General features: G+C 71.4%; 20 protein-coding genes. 10 read left to right on the plus strand and 10 right to left on the minus strand.

Annotated elements, in window-relative coordinates; genetic code table 11:
* The 5 genes from D3P35_RS20600 to D3P35_RS20620 form a co-directional block, all read left to right on the plus strand.
* Positions 1 to 1,716 (plus strand): ATP-binding protein (locus D3P35_RS20600; protein WP_118137399.1); only part of this gene is annotated, 1,716 nt, incomplete at its 5' end.
* The gene (locus D3P35_RS20605; protein ID WP_232830584.1) at positions 1,713 to 2,174 is read left to right on the plus strand and encodes an HPr kinase/phosphorylase; all 462 of its coding nucleotides are present in this window, start codon (positions 1,713 to 1,715) and stop codon (positions 2,172 to 2,174) included. The genes D3P35_RS20600 and D3P35_RS20605, both read left to right, overlap by 4 nt.
* Positions 2,171 to 3,118: an RNase adapter RapZ gene (gene rapZ, locus D3P35_RS20610; protein ID WP_118137403.1), complete on the plus strand. Its 948-nt coding sequence runs from the start codon at positions 2,171 to 2,173 to the stop codon at positions 3,116 to 3,118. The genes D3P35_RS20605 and rapZ overlap by 4 nt, the downstream gene beginning before the upstream one ends.
* A gap of 3 nt (positions 3,119 to 3,121) precedes the next feature.
* On the plus strand, positions 3,122 to 3,541 hold the full coding sequence (locus tag D3P35_RS20615) for a PTS sugar transporter subunit IIA (protein ID WP_118137405.1): 420 nt from the start codon (positions 3,122 to 3,124) through the stop codon (positions 3,539 to 3,541).
* Positions 3,542 to 3,587: 46 nt separating this feature from the next.
* Positions 3,588 to 3,854 carry an HPr family phosphocarrier protein gene (locus D3P35_RS20620; RefSeq protein ID WP_118137407.1) on the plus strand — a complete coding sequence of 89 codons (267 nt, stop codon included), beginning with the start codon at positions 3,588 to 3,590 and terminating at the stop codon, positions 3,852 to 3,854.
* Between the two features lie 24 nt (positions 3,855 to 3,878).
* Here D3P35_RS20620 and D3P35_RS20625 read toward each other — a convergent pair whose 3' ends face one another.
* The 10 genes from D3P35_RS20625 to folK all read right to left on the minus strand — a co-directional run bounded on the left by D3P35_RS20625 (position 3,879) and on the right by folK (position 12,486).
* Positions 3,879 to 4,205, minus strand: a complete 327-nt coding sequence (locus D3P35_RS20625) for a DUF1491 family protein (RefSeq protein WP_118137409.1) — start codon at positions 4,203 to 4,205, stop codon at positions 3,879 to 3,881.
* Between the two features lie 193 nt (positions 4,206 to 4,398).
* A complete protein-coding gene (gene era, locus D3P35_RS20630) occupies positions 4,399 to 5,313 on the minus strand; it encodes a GTPase Era (protein ID WP_118137411.1) in 915 nt (304 codons plus the stop codon).
* The gene (rnc, locus tag D3P35_RS20635) at positions 5,306 to 5,998 is read right to left on the minus strand and encodes a ribonuclease III (RefSeq protein WP_118137413.1); all 693 of its coding nucleotides are present in this window, start codon (positions 5,996 to 5,998) and stop codon (positions 5,306 to 5,308) included. Before rnc ends, era begins: the two co-directional genes overlap by 8 nt.
* Positions 5,999 to 6,068: 70 nt before the next feature.
* Positions 6,069 to 6,866, minus strand: coding sequence for a signal peptidase I (gene lepB, locus D3P35_RS20640; RefSeq protein ID WP_118137415.1), 798 nt, complete (start codon positions 6,864 to 6,866; stop codon positions 6,069 to 6,071).
* Between the two features lie 165 nt (positions 6,867 to 7,031).
* Entirely contained in the window at positions 7,032 to 7,463 is a 432-nt protein-coding gene (gene acpS, locus D3P35_RS20645) for a holo-ACP synthase (RefSeq protein WP_118137417.1), read from the minus strand.
* Positions 7,460 to 8,266 carry a pyridoxine 5'-phosphate synthase gene (locus tag D3P35_RS20650; RefSeq protein WP_118137419.1) on the minus strand — a complete coding sequence of 269 codons (807 nt, stop codon included), beginning with the start codon at positions 8,264 to 8,266 and terminating at the stop codon, positions 7,460 to 7,462. The genes acpS and D3P35_RS20650 overlap by 4 nt, the downstream gene beginning before the upstream one ends.
* A gap of 154 nt (positions 8,267 to 8,420) precedes the next feature.
* Positions 8,421 to 9,107 carry a DUF2062 domain-containing protein gene (locus D3P35_RS20655; RefSeq protein WP_118137421.1) on the minus strand — a complete coding sequence of 229 codons (687 nt, stop codon included), beginning with the start codon at positions 9,105 to 9,107 and terminating at the stop codon, positions 8,421 to 8,423.
* Between the two features lie 160 nt (positions 9,108 to 9,267).
* Positions 9,268 to 11,463 (minus strand): bifunctional (p)ppGpp synthetase/guanosine-3',5'-bis(diphosphate) 3'-pyrophosphohydrolase, encoded by a 2,196-nt coding sequence (locus D3P35_RS20660; RefSeq protein WP_370032120.1) that lies wholly within the window; start codon positions 11,461 to 11,463, stop codon positions 9,268 to 9,270.
* 23 nt (positions 11,464 to 11,486) lie between these two features.
* Positions 11,487 to 11,840 (minus strand): DNA-directed RNA polymerase subunit omega, encoded by a 354-nt coding sequence (gene rpoZ / locus D3P35_RS20665; RefSeq protein WP_118137423.1) that lies wholly within the window; start codon positions 11,838 to 11,840, stop codon positions 11,487 to 11,489.
* An 82-nt stretch (positions 11,841 to 11,922) separates the two neighbouring features.
* Positions 11,923 to 12,486 carry a 2-amino-4-hydroxy-6-hydroxymethyldihydropteridine diphosphokinase gene (folK, locus tag D3P35_RS20670; protein ID WP_118137425.1) on the minus strand — a complete coding sequence of 188 codons (564 nt, stop codon included), beginning with the start codon at positions 12,484 to 12,486 and terminating at the stop codon, positions 11,923 to 11,925.
* Between the two features lie 125 nt (positions 12,487 to 12,611).
* Here folK and D3P35_RS20675 point away from each other — a divergent pair, with 125 nt between their 5' ends.
* The 5 genes from D3P35_RS20675 (at position 12,612) to rnhA (ending at position 16,790) form a co-directional block, all read left to right on the plus strand.
* Complete coding sequence (locus D3P35_RS20675; RefSeq protein ID WP_118137427.1) at positions 12,612 to 13,187, plus strand: NYN domain-containing protein; 576 nt, start codon at positions 12,612 to 12,614, stop codon at positions 13,185 to 13,187.
* A 127-nt stretch (positions 13,188 to 13,314) separates the two neighbouring features.
* Positions 13,315 to 13,971 carry a uracil-DNA glycosylase gene (locus tag D3P35_RS20680; protein ID WP_118137429.1) on the plus strand — a complete coding sequence of 219 codons (657 nt, stop codon included), beginning with the start codon at positions 13,315 to 13,317 and terminating at the stop codon, positions 13,969 to 13,971.
* Positions 13,972 to 14,077: 106 nt separating this feature from the next.
* Positions 14,078 to 15,028, plus strand: a complete 951-nt coding sequence (gene ispH, locus D3P35_RS20685; RefSeq protein ID WP_118137431.1) for a 4-hydroxy-3-methylbut-2-enyl diphosphate reductase — start codon at positions 14,078 to 14,080, stop codon at positions 15,026 to 15,028.
* A 255-nt stretch (positions 15,029 to 15,283) separates the two neighbouring features.
* Positions 15,284 to 16,330, plus strand: a complete 1,047-nt coding sequence (locus D3P35_RS20690; protein ID WP_118137433.1) for a GFA family protein — start codon at positions 15,284 to 15,286, stop codon at positions 16,328 to 16,330.
* Entirely contained in the window at positions 16,323 to 16,790 is a 468-nt protein-coding gene (gene rnhA, locus D3P35_RS20695; RefSeq protein WP_118137435.1) for a ribonuclease HI, read from the plus strand. The genes D3P35_RS20690 and rnhA overlap by 8 nt, the downstream gene beginning before the upstream one ends.
* Positions 16,791 to 16,940 lie beyond the last annotated feature (150 nt).

Consider the following 16,940-nt stretch of genomic DNA (forward strand, 5'->3'; position numbering starts at 1 on the left):
CGCCACCGCCCGCCGGAGCCGGGCCCCTCCCCCGCGGCCGGCGAACCGTCGCCCCCCGCGCCGCCCGGCCCGGGCCCGACGCCCCGCCGCCCCGCCCCGCCCCAGTCCATGCTGCGCAGCGGCCTGCGCTCGCCGCTTGCCCGCCGCATCATCGGCATCAACATGATCGCGCTCGGCGCGCTGGTCTGCGGCATCCTCTACCTCACCCGCTTCGAGGACGCGCTGCTGCGCGAGCGCACCAGCGCGCTGGCGACCGAGGCCCGGCTGGTGGCCGGCAGCATCGCCATGCGCCCGGGCAACGAGCTGAAGGACCGCCTCCTGCCCGCCTTCGAACAGGCCCGGCTGTTCCAGCAGGTGAGCGGCAGCCGCCTGCAGATCTTCGACCGCGCCGGCAGGCTGGTGGTCGACACCGGGGAGGAGCCCGCCGCCCTGCCGAACCTCGAGGTGCCCCTGCCCCCCGAGATGCACGACGGCATCGAGGGCGCCGCGCGGCCCGACCTGTTCACCCGGCTCGGCGCGCTCATCACCGACCCCGACACGCCGGACGCCTCCGCCGCCGCGGCGGCCGCCGACAGCCTCGCCGGTGCCGCGCCGAGCGACGATCCCCGGGTGCGCGCCGCCCTCGTCGGACGCTCGGGCATCTACCACGAGACCGGCCCCGACCGGCAGACCATCATCGCCGCCGCCATCCCCATCGAGGTGGCCGAGGGCATCATCGGCGTGGTGCGTGTCGCCACCCGGCGCGGCGACATCGACGATCTCATCCGCTACGAGCGCAACCGCATCATCCAGATGGCCGCCGTGGCCGCCGCGATCTCGGTGCTGCTCTCGCTGGTGCTCGCCAACACCATCGCCCTGCCGATCCGCCGCCTCGCCGCCGCCGCCGAGCGCGGCCAGGGCCGCTCGCGCCGCTTCCTCGACCCCGGGCGCATCCAGATCCCCGATCTCACCGCCCGGCGCGACGAGATCGGCCATCTCTCCGGCGCCATGCGCGGCATGACCGCGGCGCTGCTTGAGCGGGTAGAGGCCACCGAGCGCTTCGCCGCCGACGTGGCCCACGAGATCCGCAACCCGCTCACCTCGCTGCGCTCCGCCGTGGAAACCCTGCGCGTGGCGCCCGGGCGCGGGCCCGCCCGCCAGCGCCTGATGCGGGTGATCGAGACCGACGTGATGCGCCTCGACCGGCTGGTGACCGACATCTCCAACTCCTCCCGCCTCGACAGCGAGATGGGCCGCGAGGACCGCACCACCTTCTCGCTCACCGGCCTGCTGCGCATGCTCACCGAGGTGGAGGCCCCGCCGGCGGACGGCCGCCGCGGCCACCTGCTCGCCGACCTGCCGGCCGACCCGCTGCTGCTCACCGGGCTCGAGACCCGCCTCGCGCGCGTGTTCATAAACCTCATCGACAACGCCGTCTCCTTCCTGCCCCCCGGCGGGCTGGTGGTGGTGAGCGCGCGCCGCGCCCCGGGCGGCGACATCGAGGTGAGCGTGCGCGACACCGGCCCCGGCCTGCCTCCGGAAAACCTCGACGACATCTTCCGCCGCTTCTACTCCGAGCGCCCGGAGCAGGAGTTCGGCGGCCATTCCGGCCTCGGGCTGAGCATCTCGCGCCAGATCGTCGACGCCCACGGCGGCCGCATCTGGGCCGAGAACCGCCCCGCCCGCCCCGACGGCAGCCCCGGCGGCGCCTGTTTCCGCGTGGAGCTGCCGCGATGAGACCTCCCCTGCCGCCCCCGCCCCCCGGCCGCATGACCCTCACGCAGGCAAGCTGCGTGGCGGTGGGCATGCGCGGGCTGCTGGTCACCGGCGCGCCGGGGGCGGGCAAGTCGCTCCTGTGCCTGCGGATGATCGCGCTCGGTGCCCGGCTGGTGGCCGATGACGGGGTGATCCTGCGCCGCGCCGGCTCGCGGCTGATCGCCGTCGCTCCCGCCGCCATCGCCGGGCGCATCGAGGCGCGCGGCATCGGCCTCGTGCAGATGCCGCGGGTGCGCGACATCCCGCTCGAGCTGCATGTCGACCTCGACGAGCCCGAGCCGGACCGCCTGCCGCCGCCGCGCTTCCGCAGCCTGCTCGACGTGGAGCTGCGCAGCCTGCGCGGCCGCGGCCACCCCGACCTCGCCGCCACGCTCACTGCCGCCCTGCGCCCCGGCGCCCGCCTGCTGGAGATCCCATGAGCACCGACCCGCGCGACAGCGCCTCCCACCCGTCGCCGCATGTGCCGCCCGGGCGCGACACCCAGGTGGTGGTCTTCGTCACCGGCCCGTCCGGCGCCGGGCGCAGCACCGCCATCCGCGCGCTGGAGGACCTGGGCTTCGAGGTGATCGACAACCTGCCGCTGAGCCTGGTGCCCCGGCTGCTGCAGGGCTCCGACACCTCCGGCCGGCCGCTCGCCATCGGCATCGACGCGCGCACCCGCGGCTTCACCCCCGGCGCGCTGGCCGAAACCGCCCTCACCCTGCGCGACGTGCCCAACCTCTCCGGCACGCTGCTCTACCTCGACTGCGCCGACACCGTGCTGCTGCGCCGCTTCTCGGAAACCCGCCGGCGCCACCCGCTCGCCCCCGGCGGCAGTCCCGAGGCCGGGCTCGCCCGCGAGCACGCGCTCCTCCACCCGCTGCGCGAGATGGCCGACATCCTGATCGACACCACCGACCTCACCCCGCACGAGCTGAAGGCCGAGCTGCAGAGCTGGTTCGGCGGTGCCGCCACCCAGGGGCTGGCGGTCTCGGTGGTGTCCTTCTCCTACAAGCGCGGCATCCCCGGCGGGCTCGACATCATGTTCGACATGCGCTTCCTGTCGAACCCGCACTGGATCCCCGAGCTGCGCCCGCTCGACGGCCGGGACACGGCAGTTGCCGAGCATGTGACCGCCGACCCCCGCTTCGAGACCTTTTTTTCACGTTTTACCGGTCTCATATCAGACCTCCTCCCGGCCTACCGGGATGAAGGCAAGGCATACCTGAGCATCGGCTTCGGGTGTACCGGCGGGCAACACAGGTCCGTCTGCGTGGCCGAGGCCGCCGCAAAACGGCTTGAACTCGCAGGCTGGCCTGTGTCTATTCGCCACCGTGAACTCGAGCGGCTGGGCAGGAGCGCAAATGCCCGGAAGGGGAAGTGACCGATGATCGGTCTTGTGATCGTGGCCCATGGCGGACTTGCTCGCGAGATGCTCGCGACGCTCGAGCACGTGGTCGGCAAGCAGCCCGGCGCCCGCGCCATCGGCATCGCGCCCGACGACGACCTGCGCGCCAAGCAGGAGGAGATCCGCCAGGCGGTGCGCGAGGTGGAGGACGGCTCGGGCACGGTGGTGATCACGGACATGTTCGGCGGCACCCCCTCCAACCTCGCCATGGGCACCTGCCGGATGGGCAACGTGGAGGTGATCTACGGCGCCAACCTGCCGCTGCTGGTCAAGCTGGGCAAGACCCGGCACCTGCCCCTGGGCGAAAGCGTGGCGCTCGCGCTCGACGCCGGGCACAAGTACATCAACTCCGCGGGCGCCATCCTCTCCGGCGGCCGCACCGAGCCCGTCCAGCAGTGACCCCGTCAGGCAGCGAAGGCGGCAGAGCCCCGCAGATGATCCCCAGATGACCCTGAGCCTCGAGATCCGCAACGAGAAGGGGCTGCACGCCCGCGCCTCGGCCCGCTTCGTCGAAACCGTGGAGCGGTTTGACGCCAGCGCCCGGGTGAGCCGCGACGGCATGACCGTCTCGGGCGACAGCATCATGGGCCTGCTCATGCTCGCCGCCGCCAAGGGCACCTCCATCGAGGTGGAAACCTCCGGCCCGGAGGCCGAGGCCCTCGCCGAAGCCCTGAGCGCCCTCGTCGCCGGCCTGTTCGGCGAAAGCCGCTGAAGCCACCCCGAGGGGCGCGCCGCGCTACTCCGCCAGCCCGTCCTGCTCCAGCAGGTGCCGGCCCTCGCGGCTCTCGACCTCGATCACCCAGATGTCGGGATCGAAACCGCGCTGGCGGGCGATGGCGGCATCGACCTCCGGCTCCGCGCCCTCGGCCAGCACGTCCCAGCGCCGGCCCTCGAGCGTGGTGATGCGGTGGAAGCACCGGGCGCGGCCGTCGAGCGTGCAGAGCTTCACCAGCACGGCGCCGGCCTCCTCGTCTCCGCGGGCGGTGACATAGACCGGGATGTCGGCGAGCCGCAGGCGCTGCAGGTAGGCGCCCACCCAGAAACCGGAGGCGAGCCGGGCCATCACTCCCCCCCGGCGGCAGCGCCGCGACCGGCCGGGCGCAGCGCCTCGGGGGGCATCGAGCCCCCGCTCGGCGCTCGCCACGCCCGCTCCGGGGCGCGGCGGGACCCGCCAGGACCGGAGGGCCCGCAAGGGCCCGACGCGCGTGCCGAGGCGGAGGGGGCCTGCCCCCTCCCCGAGGCGCGCGCTCGCCCTCTCATGCGCCGTCCTTGAAGTCGAGCCCCATCTCGGAGTAGCGCTCCGGCTCCTCCAGCCAGTTCGGCCGCACCCGCACCTGCAGGAACAGGTGCACGTCGCGGTCGAGGAACTCGCGCAGCTCGGCCCGGGCGGCGGAGCCCACGGCCTTGATCGTCTCGCCCTTCGCCCCCAGCACGATGCCCTTGTGCCCGTCGCGCGCCACGTAGACCACCTGGTCGATGCGCACGGAGCCGTTGTCGTGCTCCTTCCAGCTCTCGGTCTCCACGGTGAGCTGGTAGGGCAGTTCCTCGTGCAGGCGCAGGGTGAGCTTCTCGCGGGTCATCTCGGCGGCGATCATCCGCAGCGGCAGGTCGGCGATCTGGTCCTCGGGGTAAAGCCAGGGGCCGGCGGGCATGCGCTCGCCCAGCCAGGCCTTCAGGTCCTTCACGCCGTGGCCGCGCTCGGCCGAGATCATGAAGGTGGCGGCGAAGTCGCGCTTCGCGTTCATCGCCTCGGAGAGGGCGAGCAGCGCCTCGGCCTTCACCCGGTCGATCTTGTTGATCGCCAGCACCACGGGGCGGGTGCCGGCCTGCTCGGCCAGGGTCTCGAGGATCGCCTCCACCCCCGGGGTGATGCCGCGATGCGCCTCGATCAGCAGCACGATCACGTCGGCGTCCGAGGCGCCGGTCCAGGCGGCGGCCACCATCGCGCGGTCGAGCCGACGGCGCGGGCGGAACAGGCCCGGCGTGTCGACGAACACCACCTGCGCCGCCCCCTCCAGCGCCACGCCGCGGATGCGGGTGCGCGTGGTCTGCACCTTGTGCGTGACGATGGAGACCTTCGCCCCCACCATGCGGTTGAGCAGGGTCGACTTGCCGGCATTCGGCTCGCCGATCAGGGCCACGAACCCGCAGCGGGTCGCTTCCTCATTCATCTCCGGTCTCCAGTGACTTGAGCAGCGCAGAGGCCGCCGATTGCTGTGCCGCACGTTTCGACCGGGCCTGGGCCACGGCGCGCTCACCGCTCGCCAGCCGGACCTCGATGGTGAACACCGGCGCATGCGGCGGCCCGCTGCGCCCGATCTCGCAATATTCGGGCGGCACCTGGCCACGCCCCTGCGCCCATTCCTGCAGCGCGCTCTTCGCATCCGCCGCCCGGGCCTCCGCGGTCTCGATCCGCCCGGCCCAGGCGCGCAGGATGAAGGCGCGCGCCACGTCGAGCCCGGCGTCGAGATAGACCGCCGCGATCACCGATTCCATCGCGTCGCCCAGGATGGCCTGCTTGCGCCGCCCGCCCGAGAGCATCTCCGAACGCCCCATCACGATGGCCGCACCAAGGTCGAGCGCGCCCGCAACCTCGGCGCAGGTCTCCTTGCGCACCAGCGCGTTGAGCCGCGGCGCGAGCACGCCCTCGGCCGCGCCGGGATCCTGCTCGAGCAGCGCCTCGGCGATCACCAGCCCCAGCACCCGGTCGCCCAGGAACTCGAGCCGCTGGTTGTCCGGGCGCACGGCGGTGGAGAAGGAGGCATGGGTGAGCGCCTCGTCGAGCAGGGCGATGCGGGCAAACACGTGCCCGATCCGTGCCTCGACACGGGCCAGAACCTCGGCGCGCGCAGCCATCAGGCGCGGCCGGCCCGCCGGCCGGCCTGCGAGAGCCCCGCGAGGGGCCCGGCGGATGCGCGCGCGCCGCTCACTCGACGGCCTTGAAGAAACGGTCGGCGCGCCAGTCCCAGAAGGCGAGCAGGCTGTCGCCGGCGGAGGAGAAGATGATCCGGTCCGCCCGGCCGATCAGGTTCTCGAAGGGCACGAACCCCACCCCGCCCTCGGACTGCGAGAAGCGGCTGTCGATGGAATTGTCCCGGTTGTCGCCCATGAAGAAATACTCCCCCGGCGGCACGGTGAACTCGACCGTATTGTCGCCCCGCGTCTCGGTCACATCAAGGATTTCATGCGTGACACCGCCAGGCAGGGTCTCGGTGAAGGCGCGCTTCACGCAATCGGCGCCCTGGGCCACCGGGCCGTTGATGCAGTTCGGCCGCGAGCCGGGATGGGTCTGCAGCCCCTGGGCCACGTAGGGCTCGACGAAATCGGGGGCGACCTGCGTCTCCACGGCCGCGCCGTTGATGTAGAGCTGCGACTCCTTCACCTGCACCCGGTCGCCCGGCAGGCCGATGAGCCGCTTCACGTAATCCTCGCCGGTGCGCGGGTGGCGGAACACGATCACGTCGCCCCGCTCCGGCTCGCTGGCCCAGATGCGCCCGGAGAAGGGACAGGCCGAGAACGGGCAGGAATTGCGCGAGTAGCCGTAGGCGAACTTGTTCACGAACAGGAAATCGCCGATCAGCAGCGTCGGCTTCATCGAGCCCGACGGGATCCAGAACGGCTGGAACAGCAGGGTGCGGAACACCGCCGCGATGAGCAGCGCATAGACCACGGTCTTGACCAGTTCGACAATGCTGCTGCTTCCGCTCTTCGCCTTGGTGCTCATCTCGTTCCGTTCCATCGGAGCCCGCGCAGGGACGCGACCGGGCTGGTCAATCGGTGCCCGCCGCAGGACGCGGGAGGGCTGGTCAAATCTGTGCCCGGCGCGGGGGCGCGGCCGGGCGGGTTGTCGCGCCTCGGGCGGGCGCTGTCAAGGAAGGCCCGGCCCCTGTCACGGCGCCGCGAACCCCTGCCCCGCCCGGCCCCCCTCCGGCCAGGCCTCGATCACCACGAAGGCCTGCGCCCAGGGGTGATCGTCGGTGAGCGAGACATGGATGTGCGGCGCATGCCCCTCGGGCAGCATGCGCGCCAGCCGCTCCGCCGCGCCGCCCGAGAGCCGCATGGTGGGCTGGCCGGTGGGGAGGTTCACCACCTCCATCTCGATCCAGGCGATGCCCATGCGCAGGCCGGTGCCCAGCGCCTTGGAACAGGCCTCCTTCGCCGCCCAGCGCTTGGCATAGGAGGCAACGCGCTCGCGGCGGCGCTCGGAGCGGTTCTGCTCGATCTCGGTGAAGACACGGTTGACGAAGCGGGGGCCGAAGCGCTCCAGCGTGCCCCCGATCCGCTCGATGTTGGCAAGGTCGGTCCCGACCCCGAGGATCATGCGGCGCCCGCGTCGCCGAATGCCTCGCGCCGGGCCTCGTCCATCAGCGCGCGCATGCGGCGGATGGCGCTGTCGAGCCCGGAGAAGATCGCCTCGCCGATGAGGTAGTGGCCGATGTTGAGCTCCATCACCTGCGGGAAGGCGGCGACGGGCTTCACGGTCTCGTAGGTGATGCCGTGGCCGGCATGCACCTCGAGCCCGATGGAATGGGCAAAGGCGGCCATGTCGCGCAGGCGGGCGAGCTCGGCGTCGCGCGCCTCGAGGCGGCCCTCGTTATGCGCGTCGCAATAGGCGCCGGTGTGCAGCTCGATCACCGGGGCGCCGATGCGCGCGGCGGCCTCGATCTGGCGCTGGTCGGCGGCGATGAAGATGCTCACCCGGCAACCGGCCTCGCGCAGCGGCGCGATGAAATGCGCCAGCCGGTTCTCCTCGCGCGCCACCTCCAGCCCGCCCTCGGTGGTGCGCTCCTCGCGCCGCTCGGGCACGAGGCAGACGGCATGCGGGCGGTGGCGCAGGGCGATGGCCTGCATCTCCGCCGTCGCGGCCATCTCGAAGTTCAGCGGCACGGTGAGGGAGGCGACCAGCCGCTCGATGTCGGCGTCGCCGATGTGGCGGCGGTCCTCGCGCAGATGGGCGGTGATGCCGTCGGCCCCGGCGGCTTCGGCCAGGCGCGCGGCGCGCACCGGGTCCGGCGTGTCGCCGCCGCGCGCGTTGCGCACCGTGGCGACATGGTCGATGTTCACCCCGAGCCGCAGCCGGCCCAGGGGCCTTGCGGGGGGTGTGGCGGGCGTGTCGGTGGCCATCTCGGTCGGGTCCTCTGGTCGGCGTGCCGTGGACCGGGCCCGGTGGCGCGGTGCCTCGCGGCGGTGATCTCTCGGCGCGGGACGGGCCCGCGGGACAGTTTCGCGGGGGTGCCCGCGGGGGGTATCGCGGCGCAAGGCGCGCGCCGCGGGACGGTCACTCGGCGGGGTCGATCTTCGGCGTGAGCCCGGATTTCCCCTGCTGCTCGGAGCGTTTCCGCGCCGCAGCTTCCATCTTCTGCTTCACGCGCGCAAGCATCTGGCCGCGGCGGCGGCGCTGGTAGGCGCCCACGAGCACCCGGCAGATCACGTAGATCACCGCGCCGCAGCCGAGCCCGGCGATGGTGCCGCCGAGGAAATACGGCAGGAACACGTCGTGGAAGAACAGGAACAGCCGGTCGAGCGCGCTGGGGCCGTAGCCGAACCAGCTCTGGAACGTCTCCCAGATGCCGCCGAAAGCCTCGCCGAAGGCATGGGTCACCTGGTTGAAGGTCGAGCCCTCGTCGCCCCGACCCAGCAGCCAGCGGCCGATGCCCAGCGAGGTGATGGCGATGAAGGGGAAGGTGAGCGGGTTGCCCACCGCGGTGCCGATCAGCGAGGCAATGACATTGCCGCGCACCAGCCAGGCCACCGCCGCGGCATAGAGGAAATGCAGCCCGAACATCGGGCTGAACGACACGAAGGCCCCGGCGGCGAAGCCCATCGCGATGCGATGCGGGCTGTCGGGCAGCCGCTTCACCCGGTGGCCGAGATACTCGATGCCCCGCCGCCAGCCCTTGCGGGGATAGAAGAACTCCCGGGCCCGGTCTGCCAGGGGCAGCCTGTCACGCCGCTTGAAGACCATCAGCGCCCCCGGGACGCGCGCGATCCGCTACGCGTTCCGGGCGCGCGGGCTCCGCGCATGTCCCGGTCTACAGGCTCCACTCCACCGTCAAGCATTGCAGCCATCGCAGCTCGCTCTGCCTCCCCTTGTCTCCGGACGGACATCGCCCGGACGCGCCCGATCACTCGACCCCGGCCGTCACCCCTACGGCACTCTGGCGCACACGCGTGACCTGAGTGATAACCGACTCGGCCTCAAGCGCACGAATGATATGGTGAAGGTGTTTCACATCCCGCAACTCGAGATCAACATGGAGGCGGTAAAAATCGGTCTTCCGCTCGGTGAAGTCGATGTTCGAGATGTTCGCGCCCAGCTCTCCGAACAGGGTGCACACCCGCCCCAGTGCGCCGGGGTCATTGGCTAGAACGATCTCGAGCAGCGCATGGTTCGATGCGTTCCGCCCCGCGTCCGGATTCCAGCGCAGGTCGATCCAGCGCTCCATCTGGTCCTCGAAGGCGCCGAGGGAGGGGCAGTCGATGGCATGGATCACCACGCCGCGGCCGCGCTCGGCGATGCCGATGATGCGCTCGCCGGGCAGCGGGCTGCAGCAGGGGCCGGCGATGGCGTCCTGCCCGGCGGCGAGACCGATGTAGATCGGCCCCTCCAGGCTGGCGCGCAGCGGCTCGGACACCGTGGGAGTGGCGAGGTCGGGGTAGAGGCAGGCGACCACGTCATGCCCGGTGATCTCGGCCGAGCCGAGCTTGGCCAGCAGGTCGTCCCCCCGCCCCACCGCGAGGCTTTTCGCCGCGGTGTCGAGCGCCTTGTCGGTGGCCTGCTTGCCGATGCGCTCGAAGGCGATGCGCGCGATCTCGCGGCCCATGCGGATGTCGGCGGCGCGGCGGTCGTTCTTCAGCGCCCGGCGGATGGCGGATTTCGCCCGGCCGGTGACCACGATCTCCTCCCAGGAGGACTGCGGCCGCTGGCCCTCGGCGCGGATGATCTCCACCGCCTGGCCGTTCTTGAGCTTGGTCCACAGCGGCACGCGCCGGCCGTCGACCTTCGAGCCCACGCAGGAATGGCCGATGCGGGTGTGGATGGCATAGGCGAAGTCGATCGGCGTGGCGCCGCGCGGCAGTTTCACCACCTCGCCCTTGGGCGTGAAGCAGAACACCTGGTCCTGGAACATCTCGAGCTTCACGTGCTCGAGCAGCTCGGCCGGGTTCTCGGTGGTCTCGATCTCCTCGGCGAGCTGGCGCACCCAGCGGAACGGGTCGACCGCGAACGGGTTGTCGGAGGGCACGCCGTCACGGTAGGCCCAGTGCGCGGCCACGCCGGCCTCGGCGACCTCGTGCATCTCGCGGGTGCGGATCTGCACCTCCACGCGCTTGGCGTTGCGCCCCGACACGGTGGTGTGCAGCGAGCGGTAGCCGTTCGACTTGGGCTGCGAGATGTAGTCCTTGAACCGCCCCGGCACCGCCACCCAGCGCCGGTGCACGGCGCCCAGCGCGCGGTAGGTGTCGTCCACCGAGCGGGTGATGATGCGGAAGCCGTAGATGTCCGACAGCCGGTGGAAGGCCTCGCCCTTCGCCTCCATCTTGCGCCAGATCGAATAGGGGCGCTTCTCGCGGCCATAGACCTCGGCCTCGATCCCGGCATTGGCCAGCGCGCCGTTGATGTCGTCGGTGATCTGGGTGATCAGGTCGCCGCTTTCCTTGCGCAGGGTGGCGAAGCGGTGGATGATCGACTTGCGGGCATCGGGGTTCAGCACCTGGAAGGACAGGTCCTCCAGCTCCTCGCGCATCCACTGCATGCCCATGCGGCCGGCGAGCGGCGCATAGATGTCCATGGTCTCGCGCGCCTTGCGCTCCTGCTTGTAGGGCTTGAGGTGCTTGATGGTCCGCATGTTGTGCAGACGGTCGGCGAGCTTGACCAGCAGCACGCGCACATCGCGCGACATCGCCATCAGAAGCTTGCGGAAATTCTCCGCCTGCTCGGTCTCGCGGGAGGTGAGTTGCAGCTTGGTGAGCTTGGTCACGCCGTCGACGAGATGGGCGATCTCCTCGCCGAAGATCTCCGCCACCTCCTCGGTGGTGCAGCCAGCATTGTCCTCCACCGTGTCGTGCAGCAGCGCGGTCACGATGGTGCTGTCATCGAGCCGAAGATGGGTGAGCATCTTCGCCACCTCGATGGGGTGGTTGTAATAGGGCTCGCCCGAGGCACGGAACTGCCCGGCGTGCGCCCGGGCCCCGTAGACCCAGGCCCGTTCGATCAAAGCCTCATCTGTGTTGGGATTGTAGGCCTTGACGAGGTCGATCAGCTCGTCGGGGCGGGTCACCACACCCTTCACTCCTGCCAAGGGCGCGTCGGGGGCGGCCATGCTCCGGCTGCCCCCCTGCGTCGTCATTTCGGGTCCTGCGCCTCCATGAGCGCACGCAGGAGCTTCTCCTCGGAGAGGTCGTCTTCCTTGGGCGCCGGGGCGTCGGCCAGCAGCAGGGCGGCCATCTCGTCCTCCTCCGGCTCGTCGACCTCGATCTGGCGCTGATGGCTCTCGATCGCGGCCTCGCGCAGGTCATCGACGAGAATGGTCTCGTCGGCGATCTCGCGCAGGGCGACGACGGGGTTCTTGTCGTTGTCCCGATCGAGGGTCAGCGGGGCGCCGGTCGCGATCTCGCGCGCACGGTGGGCGGCGAGCATGACGAGCTCGAACCGGTTCGGGATCTTGTCGACGCAATCTTCGACTGTCACGCGGGCCATGTGCTGATGCTCCACTTGGTTCCGGAATTACGAAGGGGATGTATCTAAGGCCTCGCCGCGGCCAAGGCAAGAGGCGAATCATTCAACCCTGAAGCTCAATGACACCCTCCAGCGCCGCCTCCGGCAGGCGCGCATGCATCTCCCGCACGCTCAGCCCGGTGAGGGGATGCACCCAGTCCGGCGCCACGTGCAGTAGCGGGGCGAGCACGAATCCGCGCTCGTGCATGCGGGGGTGCGGCAGCACGAGATGCTCCGGCGCCGGCAGGTTTCCCGCCTCCAGCCCGAGGGCCATCAGGCGCTCCACCTCCGCCCTGTCGGGGGTCACGATATCGTTCCAGGCCAGCAGGTCGAGATCGATCACCCGCGGGCCCCAGCGCGTCTCGCGCACGCGGCCGAGAGCGTTTTCAACGCGCTGCAATGCAGCGAGGGTCTCCTCGGGGCCGAGCTGTGTCTCGGCGAGAAACGCACCGTTCACGAAATCGGGACCTATTCCCGCTGGCCATGCCGGGCTGCGGTACCACGGCGAGACTATCCGCGGGCGGATCGATTCGTGTATGATCGCCGTCAGGGCCGCGGAGAGCGGATCCGCGGCCCCGGCAGCGTCGGGACGCCTGTTTGACCCTACGGCAACATAAATCAGATTCATGTGTCCTCCACGCTAATCGCCTTTCCTTCTTCGGGCCAAATGCCTAAAACCGCGCTGTTGCCACGGGGGGATGTGGATGTCTCACCACGAAGCCCGCGGACAAAATCTATTTGGAGGTTCCCCAGATGTTTTACCGCGATGAACGCCTGGCGTTGTTCATAGACGGCTCCAATCTCTACGCGGCGGCCAAGGCCCTCGGGTTCGACATCGACTACAAGCTCCTCCGTTCCGAGTTCATGCGGCGCGGCAAGCTTGTCCGGGCCTTCTACTACACCGCGCTGATCGAGAACGAGGAGTATTCCCCCATCCGCCCCCTGGTGGACTGGCTGGACTACAACGGCTTCACCATGGTCACCAAGGCCGCCAAGGAATTCACCGATTCCATGGGCCGGCGCAAGGTGAAGGGCAACATGGACATCGAGCTCGCGGTCGACGCGATGGAGATGGCCCCGCATATCGAGCACATGGTGCTGTTCTCCGGCGACGGCGACTTCCGCCCGCTGGTGGCCGGCATCCAGCGCCACGGCGTGCGGGTGTCGGTGGTCTCGACCATCCGCTCCTCGCCGCCGATGATCGCCGACGAGCTGCGCCGCCAGGCCGACAACTTCATCGAGCTCGAGGAGCTCAAGGACGTGATCGGCCGCCCGCCGCGCCCGCAGCAGGCCCAGCCGCGCGAGGACGCCGAGATCAACGGCGACTGACGCCGACTGACCGGGGCCGCCCCTCCGGGGGCGCCCGCGTGCCCGGCCCCGCCCGGGTGCGCTCCCCTTGCCCGCGCCCGGCCCCCCGCGCTCCGCGCCCGCCGGACACCAGCAGGAGCTCCAGCCCTTGCCCGCCAGCCTCCCCGCCATCGCCGCCGCCCCGGAAGCCGAGCCCGGCTGCACCCTCTGCCCCCGGCTCGTCGCCTACCGCGAGGAGGTCCGCGCCCGCGAGCCCGGCTGGTACAACGGCGCCGTGCGCTCCTTCGGCGATGCGGACGCCCGGCTGCTGGTGATCGGCCTCGCCCCCGGCGTGACCGGGGCGAACCGCACCGGCCGCCCCTTCACCGGCGATTACGCGGGCGACCTGCTCTACGCCACGCTCACCCGCTTCGGCTGGGCGAACGGCAGGTTCGACGCCCGGCCGGACGACGGGCTCGTCCTCACCGATTGCATGGTCACCAACGCCGTGCGCTGCGTGCCGCCGCAGAACAAGCCGGTGGGCGCCGAGATCAACACCTGCCGGCAGTTCCTCGCGGCGCGCATCGCCGCCCTGCCCCGGCTGGAGGCGATCGTCTGCCTCGGGCGGATCAGCCACGAGAGCACGCTGCGCGCCCTCGGCGCGAAGCTCTCGGCCCATCCCTTCGGCCATGCCGCGCGCCACGAGATCGGCGGGCTGAAGCTCTTCGACAGCTACCATTGCTCGCGCTACAACACCAACACCGGCCGGCTGACCACGGAGATGTTCGAGACCGTCTTCGCCGCCGTGCGCACCGAACTGGGCTGAGCTGGGCTGAGCCGGGCCGAGCCCCGCGTTCACGATGCCGCGGGGCGGTTTCCTCCGCCCTCCACGCGCGGTAAGCTGCGCCCGACATCCGCCTTGGGAGACATTCATGCCTGAGCCGCTCATGCTCTATCTCGCCGCCCCCCGCGGCTTCTGCGCCGGGGTCGACCGGGCCATCCGCATCGTCGAGATGGCGCTGGAGAAATGGGGCGCGCCGGTCTACGTGCGCCACGAGATCGTGCACAACCGCTTCGTGGTGGACGGGCTGCGCGCCAAGGGCGCCGTCTTCGTGGAGGAGCTCGACGACTGCCCGGCCGACCGCCCGGTGGTGTTCTCCGCCCATGGCGTGCCGAAGGCCGTGCCGGCGGAGGCCGCGCGCCGCGAGATGCTCTTCGTCGACGCCACCTGCCCGCTGGTCTCCAAGGTTCATGTCGAGGCCGAGCGCCACCATGCCGCCGGCCTGCAGATGGTGATGATCGGCCACGCCGGCCACCCGGAGACGCTGGGCACCATGGGCCAGCTCCCCGAGGGCGAGGTGCTGCTGGTCGAGACCGCCGAGGATGTCGCCACCCTGACCCCGCGTGACCCCGAACGCCTCGCCTTCATCACCCAGACCACGCTCTCGGTCGATGATACCGCCGGCATCGTGGCGGCGCTGAAGGCCCGCTTCCCCGCCATCGTGGGCCCGCACAAGGAAGACATCTGCTACGCCACCACCAACCGCCAGGAGGCGGTGAAGGCCGTGGCGCCGAAGATCGACGCGCTGCTGGTGATCGGGGCGCCGAACTCGTCGAACTCCCGCCGGCTGGTGGAGGTGGGCAAGCGCGCCGGCTGCGCCTATTCCCAGCTCGTCCAGCGCGCCGCCGACATCGACTGGCGCGCCCTTTCCGGCATCCGCGCCGTGGGCATCACCGCCGGGGCGAGCGCGCCCGAGGTGCTGGTGAACGAGGTGATCGACGCGTTCCGCGCCCGCTACGACGTGACCGTGGAACTGGTGGAGACCGCGCAGGAGAACGTCGAGTTCAAGGTGCCCCGGGTTCTGCGCGAGAAGGTGGCCTGAGCTGCCCGCCGCAGGCGCGGCCGGCGAGCCCGACCGCGCCCCTGCACCAGCCGCCGGCCCTCGTCACCCGCCAGGCATGCCGCACAACTGCCCGTCCTGCCCCGCCCCTGCCAGCCGAGCCTGACACCTGACCCTTCGCACCAAGCCTGCCAGTCTGCACCGAGCCCGGCAGGCACGCCCGGTACCAGGCCACTCCGCCCCGCCTGCCACCACGCCCGCCCGTCCCGACCCGCCACGCAGCCCCGGAGCCTCCGCATGACCGACAGCCCGCCCGTCCCGGACACCCCCGCCACCATCACCGGCGGCTGCCAGTGCGGCGCGGTGCGCTACACCATCGGCGGGGCGCCGCTGGGCATGGCGCGCTGCCACTGCACCGCCTGCCAGGCGCAGAGCGCCTCGGCCTTCGGCCTGTCGCTGTTCGTGCCAACGGAAGGCTTCACCCTGACCGGCGAGACCGCCTTCTTCGAGGCGAAGGCGGATTCCGGCCGGGTGAAGCACTACCATTTCTGCCCGTCCTGCGGCACGCGCATCTACCACATCAACGCCGGTGGCGCGCCGAGCATCGCGGTGAAGGGCGGCACGCTCGATGCCGGGCACGGCTTCCGCCCGGCGGCCGACCTCTTCACCGCCCGGCGCCTGCCCTGGGTGGCGCCCATCCCCGGCGCGCTCGACTTTCCCCTGCAGCCGCCCGACATGAACGCCGTGTTCGACGCCTTCGCCACCACCCGCTTCTATGACAGCGAGGCCGCCACCTACGCCGCCTGGTCGACGCCCGAGCGCGTGCCCGGCAGCCTCGCGCGCTTCCTCGGCCGCTTCGAGGCGCCCTCTGACCTGCTCGACCTCGGCTGCGGCGCCGGCTGGGCGGCGGCGGAGATGCGGGCCCGCGGCCACCGGGTGAGCGCCATCGACGCCTCCCCCGGCCTCGCCGCCGAAGCCGCCGCGCGCCACGGGCTTGCCGTGCGCATCGAGCGCGTCGAGACCCTCGCCGACACCGCCGCCTTCGACGGCATCTGGGCGCATTACAGCCTCCAGCACGCCGCCCGCGCCGCGATGCCGGACATCCTCGCGCGCATCGCCCGCGCCCTGCGCCCGGGCGGGCACCTGCTCATCGGCCTGCAGGCCGGCACCGAGGACCGGCGCGACGGGCTCGGCCGCCACTACGCCTACTACGCACCGGAGGACCTGCGCAGCCTGCTCGCCGCCGCGGGTTTCACGGACATCAGCATCGACAGCCGGCCCGGAAAGCATTACGACGGCCACCCGTCCGAGAACCTGACCATCGAGGCCCGCCGCAATGCCTGAACTCTTCGCCTACACCGACGGTGCCTGCTCCGGAAACCCCGGCCCCGGGGGCTGGGGCGCCCTGCTGGTGGCGCGCGAGGGCGATGCCGTGCTCAAGGAGCGCGAGCTCAAGGGCGGCGAGGCCCAGACCACCAACAACCGCATGGAGCTGATGGCCGCGATCTCGGCGCTCGAGGCGCTGGAGCGGCCCACCACCGTCACCGTGATCACCGACAGCAACTACGTGAAGGGCGGCATCACCTCCTGGATGTTCGGCTGGAAGAAGAACGGCTGGAAGACCTCCGACAAGAAGCCGGTGAAGAACGAGGACCTCTGGCGCCGGCTCGACGAGGCGCACCGCCGCCACAAGGTGACCTGGGAATGGGTGAAGGGCCACGCCGGCCACCCGGAGAACGAGCGCGCCGACGCGCTGGCCCGCGCCGGCATGGCGCCCTTCAAGCCCGCCCGCGCCCGCGGCTGATCGGCTGATCGGCTGAGCGGCTGAGCGCCCGCCCCCGCCGGCGAGAGCGCCGGCACAGGCGCGGCGCGGCTCCCCCGCAGGGTGGCCCCGGGCCGGGCCCGCCTGCGGCTGGCCACGCGGGCTCGCACCCGGCTCGGGAGCGCCCCCGGC

Source organism: Oceanicella sp. SM1341 (assembly GCF_003448965.1).
In the GTDB taxonomy this organism is placed as follows: domain Bacteria; phylum Pseudomonadota; class Alphaproteobacteria; order Rhodobacterales; family Rhodobacteraceae; genus Paroceanicella.